This window comes from Noviherbaspirillum sp. FW303-A3 (assembly GCF_058788695.1).
Window position 1 is genome coordinate 63,868 of record NZ_JBYTAZ010000001.1, and the last position, 14,519, is coordinate 78,386.

Here is a 14,519-nt window from a genome sequence, read left to right on the forward strand (position 1 = left end):
GTTGGATCCCCGCTTCTTTTTCAGGTTGGCGTAGCTGCGTCGAGAACGGCAAGCACGTTGCCGGCGGCGCCGGTTCCCATGCCGATGTAGGCGTCCGTGGTCACGCCGCCGATGTGGGGCGACAGGATGGCGTTGGGGACCTTGCTGAAGGCATGTTCGCCCACGAGCGGCTCGGTCTGGAAACTGTCGAGGCCGGCCGCGCGCAGCTTGCGGGCGTTCAGGGCTTCGATCAGGTCGGCTTCGTTGATCAGGCCGCCGCGCGCGGTGTTCACGATGATGGCGCCGTCGCGCATCATGGCGATGCTTTCCCGGTTGATCATGTTCCTGTTGTCCGCCGTCAGCGGACAATGCAGCGACACGACATGGGCTTCCCTGTAGAGATCTGCCAGTGGACAGTTGCTCACGCCGTCAGGGGTGGTCCTGGCATATGGATCATGGGCAATGATCTTCATGCCAAGGGCGGCACCGACTTCGGCCACGCGCAGCCCGATCGCACCGAGGCCGATGAGGCCAAGCGTCTTGCCCTTGAGCTCGAGGCTCTTGTGGGTCGCCTTGTCCCAGTGCCCTGCCCTCATGCGCTGGTCCAGGTAGACGACTTCCTTGGCGCAGGCAAAGATCAGCGCCCATGTGTGCTCGGCGACGGCTGGCGCGTTTGCCCCGGCGGCGGCCTTGACCGCAATGCCGCGCTCGCCTGCGGCCTTGGTATCGATGGTATCGATCCCGGTTCCATGCTTGGAAATCACGCGCAGCTTCTTGCTGGCGTCCATCACGCGTGCCGGGATCTTCCCGTAACGCACGATGATCGCGACCGGCTGATGCTTTTCGCACAACGCAACCAGGCAGTCTTCGTCGGGCGCCTTGCCCGCAAAAACCAGTTCATAGTCTCCAAGCATGGCGACTGCTTCGGCCGCGAGGTCGGCGCCAGTGACGAGGATGACGTCTTTGTGCGCGCCGTTCATAGCGTTTCGCCTTCCTTCAGGACGCCGGCGGTGCGCAGTGCACCATCCAGCCAGCCCGGACGCAGTTGCTTGCGCTCCAGGATGCCTTGAATGCGCTTGGTTTCGTCGTCGAGCTTCTTTGCAGCCGGTGCCAGGAGCGACGCCGCCTTTTCGCGCTCGATGACCACCACGCCGTCCGCGTCGCCGACGATCAGGTCGCCCGGCTTCACCGACACGCCACCGACCGTGACCGGCCAGTTCACGCGACCCGACACGGCTTTGGTCGGGCCGTTCGGGTTTGAACCGAAGGAAAACACCGGGAATCCCAGTTCACGCAGTTCTTCCACATCGCGGATGGCGCCGTCGACCACGACGCCGGCAAGCCCCATGGCCTTGCACTGGTTCATCATGATTGCGCCCATCAGCGCCGACGTCTGGTCGCCCTTGCCGTCAATGACGAGGACATCGCCGGGTTGGGCGATCGCCATGGCGGCATGGACCATCAGGTTGTCGCCGGGACGGACATCGACGGTAATGGCCGGGCCCGCGACTTTCATCGTCGGCGACACGGGCGAGATGCGTCCATGCAGCGCCCCGCGGCGTCCGTTGACATCGGCCAGGATGGCTGCCTGGAACTTGGCCGCCTGGGCGACGACATCCGCCGGCACGCGTTCGATCTCCCGTACGACATCCGGCAATGGGTTGGTGAGTTCAGTCATTTTGCTTCTCGATCTGTTGGATATGTTGGTCAAGCGATGACCGGGCGCAGGAAGCCCGGCGCTGTATTCGGTGCGTCAGGAGCCGGCCGGGTCAGTCGATCTTTGCGCCGGACTCTTTGACGATGCGGCCCCACTTGGCGATGTCGGACTTGATCAATGCCGCGAATTGCTCCGGCGTACTGCCGGTGACGTCGCCGCCTTCGGAACCGATCTTTTCAATGACGTCCGTCAGCTTCAGGACCTTATTGATCTCGGCGTTTAACATGCCGATGACGGCGGGCGACGTGCCCGCAGGGGCCAGGAAGCCAAACCAGGTGGTCGCGTCGAAGTCCTTGTAGCCCGATTCGGCAAGGGTTGGAATTTGCGGAAGGTCATCGGCGCGCTTCGCGGAGGTTACGACGATGGCACGGATTTTTCCGCCCTTGATCTGGGCGATCGCCGAAGGAATCGAAGACATGTAGAGCTGGACCTGCCCGCCGATAAGGTCGGTGATTGCCTGGTTCGAGCCCTTGTAGGGAACATGCTGCAACTTGATTCCCGCTGCCTTCTGCATCATTTCGCCGGTCAGGTGCGCGACAGTCCCGTTGCCGGGGGAAGCGAAGGTAATGTCGCCCGGTTTGGCCTTGGCCGCGGCAATGACGTCGGCGATGGTCTTGAATGGCGAGTTCGCCGGCACCACAAGCACCAGGGGAGCCGTCGCCACCGTGGTAATCGGTGTCAAATCCTTTTCCGGGTTGTAGGGCAGCTTGGAGTACAGCGTGGCGTTGACGGCGAGGTTGCTGGTCTGCCCCATGACGATGGTGTAGCCGTCCGCGGGCGATTTCGCTGCGAGGTCGATGCCAATGTTGCCGCCTGCTCCGGGGCGGTTGTCGATCACGACGGTCCACTTCCTGGTTTCCGCCAATTTATTTCCCACGACACGCGCGAGGATATCGGTGCCGCCGCCCGGCGGGAACGGCACGATCATGCGGATCGGCTTGGCAGGATATGCATCCGCGGCACTGGCGGAGACGGCGGCAACGGAACAGACTGCAATCGCCACGCGCGGGAGCACGTGCTTGATTGCTTTCATGAAAATCTCCTCGACGAGGGAGGTTCGGCGTACATCTTTAAAGGCTTGCATCAGTGTCTCCTTGTATGGGCCCACCATCCAGGTGACGGGCTATCTGGAGAGGAAGTGTACGAACTGAAATCCATAATGTATATTTTCTTTTTTTTGACTTTCCATAACTATGAGGAATATGTCATGGATTTCCGGGATCTCAAGTATTTCGAAGCCATTGCCGAGGAGGGACACCTGGGACGGGCCGCCGAACGCCTGTTCCGCACCCAGCCTGCATTGACGAAATGCATCGATCGCCTGGAAGAAGAGCTGGACGCCAAGCTGTTCGAGCGTGTCGGCCGGGGTTTGCGCCTGACCCCGGTTGGCGAAGTGCTCCTGGCGCGAACCCGGCAGATGGGCGTGATGATGGACGAAACCGCCCGGGAAATCAGTGACTATGCCAAGGGTGTCGAGGGGCACATCCGCCTGGGTTGCACCCCGACGCTCGCCGAACACTTCCTGACCCAGGTGTGCAAGGAACTCCTCGTCGAGGCCAACAAGGTCACGATTGAATTGAAGGTATCGATGAATGACGTGATGCTGGAGGGCCTGCGCGCCGGCGAGCTCGACCTGGTGCTCGGACCGGTCACACAAACCAATGCCGCATTCGTTTCCGAGGAGATCGTGCAGGACAAGATGGTGGTGATGGCCAGTCCGCGGCATGAGATCTTTTCTAGGGAAATCACGCTGGAGACGCTGCTTGAATACGAATGGGTGTTGCCTGCCCCAACTGTCGCCAGCCGCCAATGGCTGGACAGCGTCTTTGACAGCCACGGTTTGTCCCGGCCAAGGGTAAAGATCTCGCCCACGGTGCTGAACATGATCCTGCCCCTGGTCGAGGAAACCGGGCTATTGGGTTTCGCCTCGCACCTGAACCTGCACACGGGCAGAACGCATTTGATGGAGGTGCCTTTCCCCTTGACGACCATGCACCGTCCGATGGGCTTGACCTACCGTCGTGACGCCTACCTGTCGCCGGCAACACAACGCCTGATCAAACTGATTCAGCGCAAACGGGACGAAGGTAACTGGTCACAGCCAGCGTGGTGACCTTGTTCAGACCGGTTGGCGACCGCGGATCTGCTTGAGACCGCAATGCCAGCAAATGCTGCGGGACTGAACTTGATGCTTGAACGGCGGCCATCGTTTCCGAATGGCCGCCGGAATTCAAGAGAGGCTTAATCCGCAAGCGCAGGATAATCGATATAGCCGTGCGGCCCGACACCGCCATAGAGCGGGGCATCCTCGAACAGGTTGTTGAGCGGCGCGCTTTCACGGAAGCGGCGCACCAGGTCCGGATTGGTGATGAATGGCCGGCCGAACGACACGACATCCGCGCGACCGCTTGTAATCGCCTCTACCGCCATCTCCTTGGTATAGCCGTTGTTCAGCATCCAGGTACCGGAATACAGGCGATGCAGCGCTTCGTAATCGAACGGCGCATTGTCGCGCGGACCGCCGGTGTGGCCTTCCACCACGTGGATGTACACCGGATGCAGCTTCTCCAGCTCCCGCACCACATACTCGAACAGCGGCTGCGGCGCGCTTTCCGAGGAATCGTTGACCGGCGATACCGGCGAGATGCGGATGCCGACGCGGTCGGCGCCGATTTCGTCGATTGCGGCTTGCATGACTTCGAGCAGGAAGCGGGCACGGTTCTCGATGCTGCCGCCGTACTGGTCGGTGCGCTTGTTCGAACCATCGCGCAGGAAGGCGTCGATCAGGTAGCCGTGCGCGCCATGGATTTCGATGCCGTCAAAGCCCGCCTCGATCGCATTGGCCGCCGCGGTGCGGAAATCATTGACAATCCCTGCGATCTCTTCCGTCGCCAGTGCACGCGGCACAGAGGTATCGACATAGCCGGCGCCCGGCACAAAGGTTTTTGCCTTTGCCGCGATGGCCGACGGTGCTACCGGCGCCTGGGCATCGGGCTGGAAGGCGGTGTGCGACATGCGGCCGGTATGCCACAGCTGCACGAAGATGCGGCCGCCGCGGCTGTGCACTTCATCGGTGACTTTTTTCCAGCCGGCGATCTGCTCCGGCGTATGCAGTCCCGGCGTGCTGGCATATCCCTGGGCGGTGTCGGATACCTGCGTTGCCTCGGCGATGATCAGGCCGGCGCCTGCGCGCTGGGCATAGTATTCGATCGTCATCGCTCCCGGAACATTGCCGGCCTCCGCGCGGTTGCGCGTCAGCGGCGCCATGGCGATCCGGTTCTTGAGCTGCAGCTTGCCCAGCGCGACCGGCTGGAACAGGACATCTGCGAGGAATTGCTCGGTTTGCTTGCTCATATTCTCCCTGCCTGTCAGTTGAGGTGATGGATGCGGCCGCTCATGCCGGCCGCAAAAGGTGATTCAAAACCAGGTCCGTACTTTCGCGCAGCGGCACGGTGGACCGCTCTACTTTCATGCGCAATATGGCGCCTTCCCACACGTCCCAGACGAGTGCCGCCGTTGCCGATGCATTCATGTCCGCACGTATTTCGCCCGCCTCCTGCGCCTGCCGGATCAGCTTCGCCAAGGCGGCGCGCCAACCTTCCATGGCCGACGCCAGCCTTTGACGGCACAGGTCGCTGGCTTCCGCCATCTCGGCGGCGAAATTGCCGATGAGGCAGCCCTTCCAGCAGGTATTGGATTCGTGGCGTGCGATCAACTGTGCAAATGCATACCGTATTGCCGCCAGCGGTTCAGGCGGCGCAGCACGCATCATCTCGGACCAGTTCTTCCGCAATTCTTCTGCGTACTGGTCGATGATCGTTGCCGCGAATGCTTCCTTGCTGTCGAAGTGGTTGTAGAACGACCCCTTGGGCACACTGGCAAGATCGGTAATTTGCTGAATGCCCGTGGCGTTGTAGCCATGGGTCAAGAACAGCTCGCGACCGGCGTCGATCAGCTGGTTGGGGACGTTGGATTTTCCTGCGATGCGTGCCATGGGTAAATTATATGACCAGTCGTCTTAAAAAGTAAACCTTCTGAGTCGATGCAAGATCAGCAATATTCCGCAATCAGGCATGGGCAAGCTCGCTACGGTTCACTTAAGCTGGATTGTCGCTCGTCATCCCGACTCCAGCTTAACGCCGCGTCGCATGGAGCGTAAGCGCCACTCTTCGATCTGCCCACGGTTGAACAGCATCCGAAAAACAGGGTGGACATCCTTCGCCAGAGCCGTTCGCTTGTATTCCACTTACTGCGTGCTCCCCGCCCTGCCGGGCTGGGCAACCAGGTCACGATAGGCATGCCAGGTCGCATGCCCGACCAGCGGCGCAGTAAGCAACAACGGAATGAAGGACAGCAGCAGGCTGGCACCGACAAGGGCGACGATCAGCGCAGCCCACAGATAAAGCGGCAGCGCGTTCTTCCACAACACGCGCACGCTGGTGAACAGCGCAATCATCGTGTCCGTGTTCCGGTCCAGCATGAGCGGTACCGAAACAACCGATATGGCGAATGCGATGGAGGCAAAAACAAAGCCGACGCCGAACCATACAACGACGAACGGGATGTTCGTCATTGAGAAGATCTGGAAAAGCACGCCTTGCATCGTCGGGAAATCCCTGGTGGAGAACAGAGCGAAGATCACGACCGACACGCGCGCCCATACCACCATCAGGAAGGTCAGGATCGCAGCGAAGAAGCCGATTGACGCCGGATTGTCCTTCCAGCAGAACAGGGAGGCCGTCAGGCTGGGTTTCTCACCACGTTCGCGTTGCCGCGACAGCCAGTAAATGCCGCAGAAGAGGAATGGCCCGACCAGGAAGAATCCGGCCGTCAGCCCCATTGTCAGTTGCCAGCGGGTTTCATACACCGCCGCAATCGCAAACCCCATCAGCATGAACACCAGGCCGTAAAAGGAAGCACGCAGCCGTGTCGCCCCCATGTCCTTCAACCCGGCGGCCAGCCAGCGGAACGGCGCGCCCAGGCCCACGGACCGGAGTTCAGGCATCAGGGAAGAGTCGGAAATTTCTTCCGGAGCGGGCGGAACAGATGGCGGGGTGTGGGCAACGTCTGACATGGCGATCTCCTTGCATCTGTCTTGTTTTACAGATTTTCTCCATAGACTCTGGGAGCCAGACCGATAAATGTCAATTCGCAGTGCAAAAAAGATGCGATATGTCGCAGGCTGCACCGCAAGGCGCCACCGTCGAGATCGCCCCGGAAAGCCGATGGCTTAGCATCCGTGACGGACGCTTATTCCGGTGCGTAGCTCCAGCGCGGCGTCAGCAGCACAACCAGGAGCGCGGCGAATGCGAGTGCGGCCGACAAGACCATGAATCCCGGGGTTTCCGCGAAGCGTTGCGGATAAATCGCGCGCGCGGCGCCGAGGCCGAGCAGGTTGCCGCCCGCAACAAGCACCGCGACCGCATAGTCATGGTAACGGCGGGCCTTGTTGGCATTGCGCGACCACATCGGGTCGGTGTTGTAGCTCGGGAGATGTTCGCTGGCTCCGCCGAGCTTTTCCAGGACCGAGAGAAAGGTGCGCAGATTGGTAATGGCGCGTTCAGCCTTGTAATTGAGCAGCGCAAAGCAGATTGACGCGACCGGAAAGCCGAGAATCAGCCATTCGACGGGCGCCGGTGCCGCAGCGGAAGATGGACGGAGTGCAACGAGGGCGGCAAGGAGGCTGACGATCAAGCTGACGTAGAGCGTCAGCGCCTGCTGCCGTTGCGCCACGCGCGCATTGACTTCGTTGTAGGCCGCGATGAACCGGTAGTTGGCATCGACGATAGGTGTTGGCATGGGGGTTGAGTGGATTGATCGGCAGGTCGACAAAGCGCGCACCGGATTGTACCAGCCGATCCTAAGACACCGGCAAGGAAGTGGGCCGCCTGGTTGCCGTGGCCGGACGCCTCGCCGGACAACGGCGGCACAACGTCGAATCGCATATCCAATTGCGAAACAATTCGTTCGCCCCAGGCGAGCGCCGCCCTACAATGCCACTCCTGATCCATGCCGGTCCGGCATGCAGTGGGAGCAACCATGGCTATCGACTTTACACCCCAGTTCCACAAGCGGCTGTCGAAAGGCGACGGACGCAATGTATGGGTCGCGATCCCGCACCCGAGGACGCTCATTCCAGTGAAGACGGCGTATTACCGTGCCTGGCAGCAGGAAGAATGCCTGCGGCTGACGATGGCGGGCGAGGACGTTCTTTCGCTCAGGCGAACCCTGCGGCAATAAGCATCGGCCTGCAGGGTTCGCCTTGGCCCGACGTGCTACCGCCCCAACTCCCCTGCACTCTTCCCGCCGATGCCGAAGTGTTCCTTCGGCATCTCGGTAAGGATCACGCGCACGGATTCCGGCTTGGCGCCGATGGCCTCGTGCATGGCTTCGGTGATTTTCTGGATCAGCAGGCGCTTCTGCTCGACGGTGCGGCCTTCGAGCAGGTGGATCTGGCAGATGGGCATGGTGTTCTCCTTAGCTGAAGCGCATATTGACGGACCCGAGATCCTGGATGCGCAGGGTGACATTGTCGCCTGCCTCGACCGCCACGGCTTCGGTGATGCCGCCGGACAGGATCAGCGTGCCGGCAGGAATCTCTTCACCGCGTTCGCCGAGCAGATTGGCCAGCATGGCGATGGCCGCCGCGGGATGGCCCAGGACGGCGGCCCCCGCGCCAAGCGACACGACCCGCCCGTTCTTCTCCATGACGACGCCGAGCGTGCGCAGGTCAAGGTTGTCGACCGGTGCCATGCGGCCGCCCACCACGAAACGCGATGAGGAGCAGTTGTCCGCGACCACGCTCTTCAGGTCGAACTTGAAATCGCGGTAGCGCGAGTCGATCACTTCGATCGCGGGCATCACGAAATCGGTCGCCGCCAGCACCGCGCCGATGTGGCAGCCGGGGCCCCGCAGCGGCGCCTTGGTCACGAACGCGATCTCCGGTTCGACCTTCGGGTGGATCAGTTCGGACATTTTCGCCTCGCCGCCTTCCGGAATGGCGAAGTAATCGGCGAGGAAGCCGAACACGGGCGTTTCCACGCCCATCTGCTTCATCTTCGCGTGCGAGGTCAGGCCGGCCTTGAGGCCGACGATGCGCGCGCCGCGCGCCACCTTGCGCCGCTTGATCTCGTCCTGGATTGCATAGGCGTCATCCCAGTCCATGTCCGGATATTCGTCGGTGATCTTCAGCGTGTCGCGCGCTTCGAGCTCGCAGGTTTCGAGATGCGCCGCGAGTCTGTCGATGGTGTTCCTGTCGAGTTTCATTCCCTTGTTCCTTCTCTCATGCGGCCAGGCCGCGCGCCTTGGCGAGCGTCAGTGCCGTGTCTTCAATCATGTCTTCCTGTCCGCCGACCATGCCGCGCCGGCCCATTTCGACCAGGATGTCGCGTGCCGGCACCTTGTATTTCTGTTCCGCGCGCTTGGCGAACAGCAGGAAGGAGCCGTACACGCCGGCATAGCCGAGCGTGAGCGCATCGCGGTCGATGCGGATCGGAAAATCCATCATCGGCACCACCAGGTCTTCGGCCACGTCCTGGATCTTGTACACATCGACGCCGGTTTCGATACCCATGCGCGCGCAGACGGCGATGAACACTTCCATCGGCGTATTACCCGCGCCCGCGCCCAATCCCGCTGCCGCCGCATCGATGCGGTTGGCGCCATATTCGACGGCCGCCACGGAGTTGGCGACGCCCATGGCCAGGTTGTGGTGGCCGTGGAAGCCCAGTTCTGTTTCCGGATTCAGCTTCTCGCGCAGCAGGCCGATGCGCGCCTTGACGTCTTCCGGCAGCATGTAGCCGGCGGAATCGGTGCAGTAGATGCAGTTGGCGCCGTAGCTTTCCATCAGCTTCGCCTGCTCCAGGATTTTTTCCGGCGGCGCCATGTGGCTCATCATCAGGAAACCCACGGTATCCATGCCGAGCTTGCGTGCCATGCCGATGTGCTGTTCGGACACATCCGCCTCGGTGCAGTGGGTGGCGACGCGGATCGTGTCGACGCCCAGTTCGCGCGCCATCTTCAGGTGTTCGACGGTGCCGATGCCCGGCAGCAGCAAGGCCGATACCTTGGCCTTTTTCATCAGCGGAATGACCGCGCCCAGGTATTCCTCGTCGGAATGGGCCGGGAAGCCGTAGTTGACCGAGGAACCGCCCAGGCCGTCGCCGTGCGTGACTTCGATCAGCGGGATGCCGGCGGCGTCCAGGCCCTGGGCGATGGACTTCATCTGCTCCAGCGTCATCAAGTGGCGCTTCGGATGCATGCCGTCGCGCAGGGTCATGTCATGGACGGTGACTTTCTTGCCTTTGAGTGTCATGGTGGTTCCTTATGCGGCAACAGGTTGAAGCGTGAGTTTTCCGGCGAGGATTTCTTCGGCGAACATTTCCGCGGTGCGCGCGGCGGCGGCGGTCATGATGTCGAGGTTGCCGGCGTACTTCGGCAGGTAGTCGCCCAGCCCTTCGACTTCCATGAAGATCGACACGCGGTTGCCGTCGAATACCGGGCCGTTGACCAGCTTGTAACCGGGCACGTACTTCTGCACTTCCTTGATCATCAAGTGGACCGATTCGGTGATTGTGTCGCGGTCCGGTTCCGACTCGGTCAGGCAGTGGATGGTGTCGCGCATGATCAGCGGCGGTTCGGCCGGGTTGACGATGATGATCGCCTTGCCCTTCTTCGCGCCGCCGACCTTTTCGACCGCGCCGGCGGTAGTGCGGGTGAATTCGTCGATGTTCTTGCGGGTGCCGGGACCGATCGAGCGGGACGACACGGTGGCGACGATTTCACCGTAGGCGACCGGCTGCACGCGCGAGACGGCCGCGACCATCGGGATGGTGGCTTGGCCGCCGCAGGTGACCATGTTGACGTTCATTTCACGTTTGCCCAGATGCTCCAGCAGGTTGACCGGCGGCACGCAATACGGACCGATGGCGGCCGGCGTCAGGTCGATCATCATCACGCCGAGTTCGTTGAGCTTGCGCGAGTTCTCCGCGTGCACGTAGGCGGAAGTCGCGTCGAAAGCGATCCGGATCTCGTCCTGCTCGACGTACGGCAGCAGTCCGTCGACGCCGTCCGCCGTCACTTTCAAGCCCATCTCGGCGGCACGCTTGAGGCCATCGGAAGTCGGGTCGATGCCGACCATCCACACCGGTTCCAGCACCGGGCTGCGTTGCAGCTTGTACAACAGGTCGGTGCCGATGTTGCCCGGACCGATCAGTGCGCACTTGATTTTCTTCATTGCCGTTTTCCTTCGGGATTAGTTGAAACGCACCGAGCAGCCGCCGATGCCGCCAATCGTGACGCGCAGGTTGTCGCCGGCCTTGACCGGGAGCATCGCCGCGAGCGAGCCGGACAGGACCACTTCGCCGGCCTTGAGTGGAATGCCCAGCTTGCCGAGCGTGTTCGCCAGCCATGCAATGGCATTGACCGGACTGCCCAAGGCCGCCGCGCCCGCGCCGGTCGCAGCGATCTCACCGTTCTTCTCGAGGACCATGCCGCAGGTCGTCAGGTCGACCTTGCGCGGGTCGACCGCGCGGTCGCCGAGCACGAAGACGCCGCAGGACGCGTTGTCAGCCACCGTGTCCTGGATCTTGATCTTCCAGTCGCGGATGCGGGAATCGACGATCTCGAAGCACGGCATCACGCATTCGGTCGCGCGCAGCACGTCGGCGTTGCTAAGGCCCGGTCCCATGAGGTCGCGCTTGAGGACGAATGCAATCTCGCCTTCCGCCTTGGGCTGGATCAGCGTATCCATCGGGATGGTTTCGCCTTCGTTGTAGATCATCGTGTCGAGCAGGTAGCCGAAGTCGGGCTGGTGCACGTTGAGCATGTCCATCACCACCTTGCTGGTCACGCCGATCTTCTTGCCGACGACGCGCGCGCCCTTCTCCAGCCGCCGCACGTTCATGCGCTGCTGGATGTGGTACGCATCCTCGATCGTGATGTCCGGATGGCGCTCGGTGAGCGGCGTGAGCACCTCGCGGCTGCAGAGGGCGTTGTAGAGCTCGTCGCCGAGCTGGTTGATCAGTGTCTTGTCCATTGTCGTGTCCGAAAAAGTGAAATCAGGATTGGGCGGGTTCAGTCAGGAAGTCGCCCACCAGCCGGGAAAAGCGCGCGGCGTGCTCGATCTGCGTCCAGTGGCCGCAACGGCCGAACACATGCAGCTGGGAACGTGCTATCCATTGCGCCAGGGTGAGCGAGTTCGACAAGGGAATGACCTTGTCTTCGCGGCCGTGGACGATCAGCGTTTCGTGCGGCAAGGCGCGGATGTCCTGCTCGCGGCTCGCCATGGCATCCACCCAGCGTTGGCGCGGCGCGGGGAACATGGCCGAAAACGATTCCTGGAAGCCGGGACGGATGCTTGCCTCGTAACGCACCTGGGCGAGTTCGTCGTTCACCAGGGCGCGGTCCCAGGCGAAGATGTCGAGCATCTTCCGCATGGATTCGAACGACGGCTGGTAGCCCCATACCTCGTCCAGGCCCTCGGTGATCGGGAAAGGCACACCGACGCTGCCCATCAGGACGAGGCGGCGCACGCGCTTCGGATGGCGGATGGCCAGCGCCAGCGCCAGCGCGCCGCCGAAGGAGTTGCCGACAACGTCCGCCTGCCGGATGTCGAGCGCGTCGAGCAGGCCGACCGCTTGCGCGACCCAGGTGTCCAGGTTGTACGCAATGCCGTCCGGCCGCTCCGAAAAGCCGAACCCCACCATGTCGGGCGCGATCACGCGGCAGCGCCTGGCGAGTTCCGGCATGGTCAGCCGCCAGTTGGCCCAGGCGGAGACGCCCGGGCCCGAACCGTGGATCAACAGGACCGGAAAACCGTTTCCTGTGTCGTGAAAGTTGGTCAGGATGCCGTTGGCGCGGATGCTGTAAGCGATTTCAGGATTGGCGTTCATGGCGTTCCCGATCACAGCTTGATGCAGACGTTTTTCAGCTCGGTATAGAACTCGAGCGAATGCACGCCGCCTTCCCGTCCGATGCCCGATTGCTTGGCGCCGCCGAACGGCGTGCGCAGGTCGCGCAGGAACCAACTGTTGACCCAGACCAGGCCCGCTTCGATCTTTGCGGCGACGCGGTGGCCGCGCTGCAGGTTGGTAGTCCACACCGAGGCGGCTAGGCCGTAGGTGGTGTCGTTGGAGCGGCGGATCACTTCTTCCTCGGTATCGAACGGGAAGATGTGGCAGCACGGGCCGAAGATCTCTTCCCGGCAGACTGCGGCATCGTCGGTCAGCCCGGTCCAGATGGTCGGTTGCACCCACGCGCCCTCGGCGAGATTGCCGGGCATGTCGGGCACACCGCCGCCGGTGACGACGGTTGCGCCTTCTTCGACGGCCTTCCTGTAGTACGACAGGACCTTGGCCTTGTGCTCGAGGCTGATCAAGGGGCCCATGCCGGTGTCCGGATCGTCCGGCACGCCGATCTTCATCGCCTCGGCACCGATCTTCAGCGCGGAGACGAACTTCTCGAAGATCGGGCGCTGGACATACACCCTTTCCGTGCCCAGGCACACCTGGCCGCAGTTGGCGAAGGCGGAGCGCAGCGTGCCTTCGATCGCGGCTTCGAAATCGCAATCGGCGAAGACGATCGCGGGATTCTTGCCGCCCATTTCCAGCGACACCGGGCGGGCGCCTTCGGCGGCGGCTTTCATGATGGCCGCGCCGGTGCGCGTCTCGCCGGTAAAGGTGATGGCGTTCACACCCTGGTGCGTGGTCAGGAATTCCCCTGCGGAATTCGGGCCGAAGCCGTGCACGACGTTGTAGACGCCCTTGGGCATGCCGACGCTGTTCATGACTTCGCCGAGGAGCGCAGCGGTCTGCGGCGTTTCCTCCGACGGCTTCACCACCACGGTATTGCCGCAGGCCAGGGCCGGGCCGACCTTCCAGGTCATCAGCAGCAGCGGCAGGTTCCACGGACAGATCACGCCGACGACGCCGACAGGCGAACGGGTGGCATAGTTCAGGGCGCCCCGGCCGTCCGGCGTCGCCATTTCGAAGAATTCCGTCGGGACGTTCTTCACCACGTCGGCGAAGATCTTGAAATTGGCCGCGCCGCGCGGAATGTCGATATGACTGGCAAGGCTGCGCGGCTTGCCGGTGTCCGCGCATTCGGCGTCCAGGAACTCGTCGAAGCGGCGGTTGATTTCGTTCGCCACGGCATAGAGCAGATCAACCCTCTCGTTGACCGCCATCTTGCCCCACGGCCCGGACAGCGCCCGTCGCGCGGCCTGCACGGCGGCATCGACTTCCGCCTGGCCGGCTTCGGCGACTTTTGCGATCACCGCGTTGTTCAGCGGCGATCGCTTGTCGAACAGCTTCGCGGTCGAGACGAATTCGCCGTTGATGAAATTGTTGATCTGCTTCATTTAAGTTTTCTCCGTTGCTTTCAATCTGTGTCAGGACTGCAAACCGACCGCCGCGAGTCCGGCGCGCGCGCATTCTTCATCCTGGGCTTCCGAGGCACCGGACACACCGATGCCACCTATCCATTCGCCGCCCTCCTCCACGCGCATCGGCAAGCCGCCGCCGAAGACGATCAGGCGCGGTTGCGCGGAGAAGCCGAATTTCATGCCGTCGTCATGGCCGACGGCCGCCATCCAGTCCTTGGTCGAAAAGCCGAAGCCTGCCGCCGTGTAGGCCTTGTCGATCGCGATGTTGATCGAGTGCAGGAAGGCGCCGGGCATGCGGAGGAAGGACATCAGGTTGCCGCCGCGGTCGACCACCGCGACGTTGATGCGCCAGCCGTTCTTTTCCGCGTGCCGCACCGCCGCTTGCGCGGCGGCGCTGGCTGCTTCCCAGGTGATGCCGGGGATGGCAGTCCGGACGTCCAT

At 62.4% G+C, this 14,519-nt stretch carries 17 protein-coding genes; 2 read left to right on the forward strand and 15 right to left on the reverse strand.

Translation table 11 applies throughout. From position 1 onward, the window contains the following. Positions 1–20: 20 nt before the first annotated feature. The 3 genes from AC3WOY_RS00305 to AC3WOY_RS00315 form a co-directional block, all read right to left on the reverse strand. The gene (locus AC3WOY_RS00305; RefSeq protein WP_492420194.1) at positions 21–959 is read right to left on the reverse strand and encodes a hydroxyacid dehydrogenase; all 939 of its coding nucleotides are present in this window, start codon (positions 957–959) and stop codon (positions 21–23) included. Next, a complete protein-coding gene (locus AC3WOY_RS00310) occupies positions 956–1,657 on the reverse strand; it encodes an RraA family protein (protein WP_492420196.1) in 702 nt (233 codons plus the stop codon). The genes AC3WOY_RS00305 and AC3WOY_RS00310 overlap by 4 nt, the downstream gene beginning before the upstream one ends. 91 nt (positions 1,658–1,748) lie before the next feature. Continuing rightward, on the reverse strand, positions 1,749–2,729 hold the full coding sequence (locus AC3WOY_RS00315; RefSeq protein WP_492420198.1) for a Bug family tripartite tricarboxylate transporter substrate binding protein: 981 nt from the start codon (positions 2,727–2,729) through the stop codon (positions 1,749–1,751). 174 nt (positions 2,730–2,903) lie between these two features. On the opposite strand from AC3WOY_RS00315, the gene AC3WOY_RS00320 reads away from it, so the two are divergent. Beyond that, complete coding sequence (locus AC3WOY_RS00320; RefSeq protein ID WP_492420200.1) at positions 2,904–3,809, forward strand: LysR family transcriptional regulator; 906 nt, start codon at positions 2,904–2,906, stop codon at positions 3,807–3,809. Positions 3,810–3,937: 128 nt separating this feature from the next. Here the strand turns inward: AC3WOY_RS00320 and AC3WOY_RS00325 are convergent, their stop codons facing one another. The 4 genes from AC3WOY_RS00325 to AC3WOY_RS00340 form a co-directional block, all read right to left on the reverse strand. Continuing rightward, positions 3,938–5,050: an alkene reductase gene (locus AC3WOY_RS00325; protein ID WP_492420202.1), complete on the reverse strand. Its 1,113-nt coding sequence runs from the start codon at positions 5,048–5,050 to the stop codon at positions 3,938–3,940. Between the two features lie 40 nt (positions 5,051–5,090). Then, entirely contained in the window at positions 5,091–5,690 is a 600-nt protein-coding gene (locus AC3WOY_RS00330; RefSeq protein WP_492420204.1) for a TetR/AcrR family transcriptional regulator, read from the reverse strand. A gap of 252 nt (positions 5,691–5,942) precedes the next feature. Continuing rightward, a complete protein-coding gene (locus AC3WOY_RS00335) occupies positions 5,943–6,770 on the reverse strand; it encodes a DUF2189 domain-containing protein (RefSeq protein ID WP_492420205.1) in 828 nt (275 codons plus the stop codon). 176 nt (positions 6,771–6,946) lie between these two features. Beyond that, on the reverse strand, positions 6,947–7,495 hold the full coding sequence (locus tag AC3WOY_RS00340; protein WP_492420206.1) for a hypothetical protein: 549 nt from the start codon (positions 7,493–7,495) through the stop codon (positions 6,947–6,949). Positions 7,496–7,735: 240 nt separating this feature from the next. Between AC3WOY_RS00340 and AC3WOY_RS00345 the strand changes: the two genes are divergently transcribed. Next, positions 7,736–7,936 carry a hypothetical protein gene (locus AC3WOY_RS00345; protein WP_492420208.1) on the forward strand — a complete coding sequence of 67 codons (201 nt, stop codon included), beginning with the start codon at positions 7,736–7,738 and terminating at the stop codon, positions 7,934–7,936. Between the two features lie 35 nt (positions 7,937–7,971). Here AC3WOY_RS00345 and thmT read toward each other — a convergent pair whose 3' ends face one another. The 8 genes from thmT to AC3WOY_RS00385 are packed head-to-tail and all read right to left on the reverse strand — an operon-like array spanning position 7,972 to position 14,519. Further along, entirely contained in the window at positions 7,972–8,163 is a 192-nt protein-coding gene (gene thmT / locus AC3WOY_RS00350) for a 2-hydroxymuconate tautomerase (RefSeq protein WP_088707154.1), read from the reverse strand. Between the two features lie 10 nt (positions 8,164–8,173). Next, positions 8,174–8,962: a 2-oxo-3-hexenedioate decarboxylase gene (dmpH, locus tag AC3WOY_RS00355; RefSeq protein WP_492420211.1), complete on the reverse strand. Its 789-nt coding sequence runs from the start codon at positions 8,960–8,962 to the stop codon at positions 8,174–8,176. Positions 8,963–8,978: 16 nt separating this feature from the next. Then, positions 8,979–10,010 (reverse strand): 4-hydroxy-2-oxovalerate aldolase, encoded by a 1,032-nt coding sequence (gene dmpG, locus AC3WOY_RS00360; RefSeq protein WP_492420212.1) that lies wholly within the window; start codon positions 10,008–10,010, stop codon positions 8,979–8,981. A 9-nt stretch (positions 10,011–10,019) separates the two neighbouring features. Beyond that, positions 10,020–10,931 carry an acetaldehyde dehydrogenase (acetylating) gene (locus tag AC3WOY_RS00365; RefSeq protein ID WP_492420214.1) on the reverse strand — a complete coding sequence of 304 codons (912 nt, stop codon included), beginning with the start codon at positions 10,929–10,931 and terminating at the stop codon, positions 10,020–10,022. Between the two features lie 18 nt (positions 10,932–10,949). After that, a complete protein-coding gene (dmpE, locus tag AC3WOY_RS00370) occupies positions 10,950–11,732 on the reverse strand; it encodes a 2-oxopent-4-enoate hydratase (protein ID WP_492420216.1) in 783 nt (260 codons plus the stop codon). 22 nt (positions 11,733–11,754) lie between these two features. Further along, positions 11,755–12,588, reverse strand: coding sequence for an alpha/beta fold hydrolase (locus tag AC3WOY_RS00375; protein ID WP_492420218.1), 834 nt, complete (start codon positions 12,586–12,588; stop codon positions 11,755–11,757). A gap of 11 nt (positions 12,589–12,599) precedes the next feature. Beyond that, positions 12,600–14,054, reverse strand: a complete 1,455-nt coding sequence (locus AC3WOY_RS00380; protein WP_492420220.1) for a 2-hydroxymuconic semialdehyde dehydrogenase — start codon at positions 14,052–14,054, stop codon at positions 12,600–12,602. Positions 14,055–14,084: 30 nt separating this feature from the next. Beyond that, a complete protein-coding gene (locus tag AC3WOY_RS00385; protein ID WP_492420221.1) occupies positions 14,085–14,519 on the reverse strand; it encodes a GlcG/HbpS family heme-binding protein in 435 nt (144 codons plus the stop codon).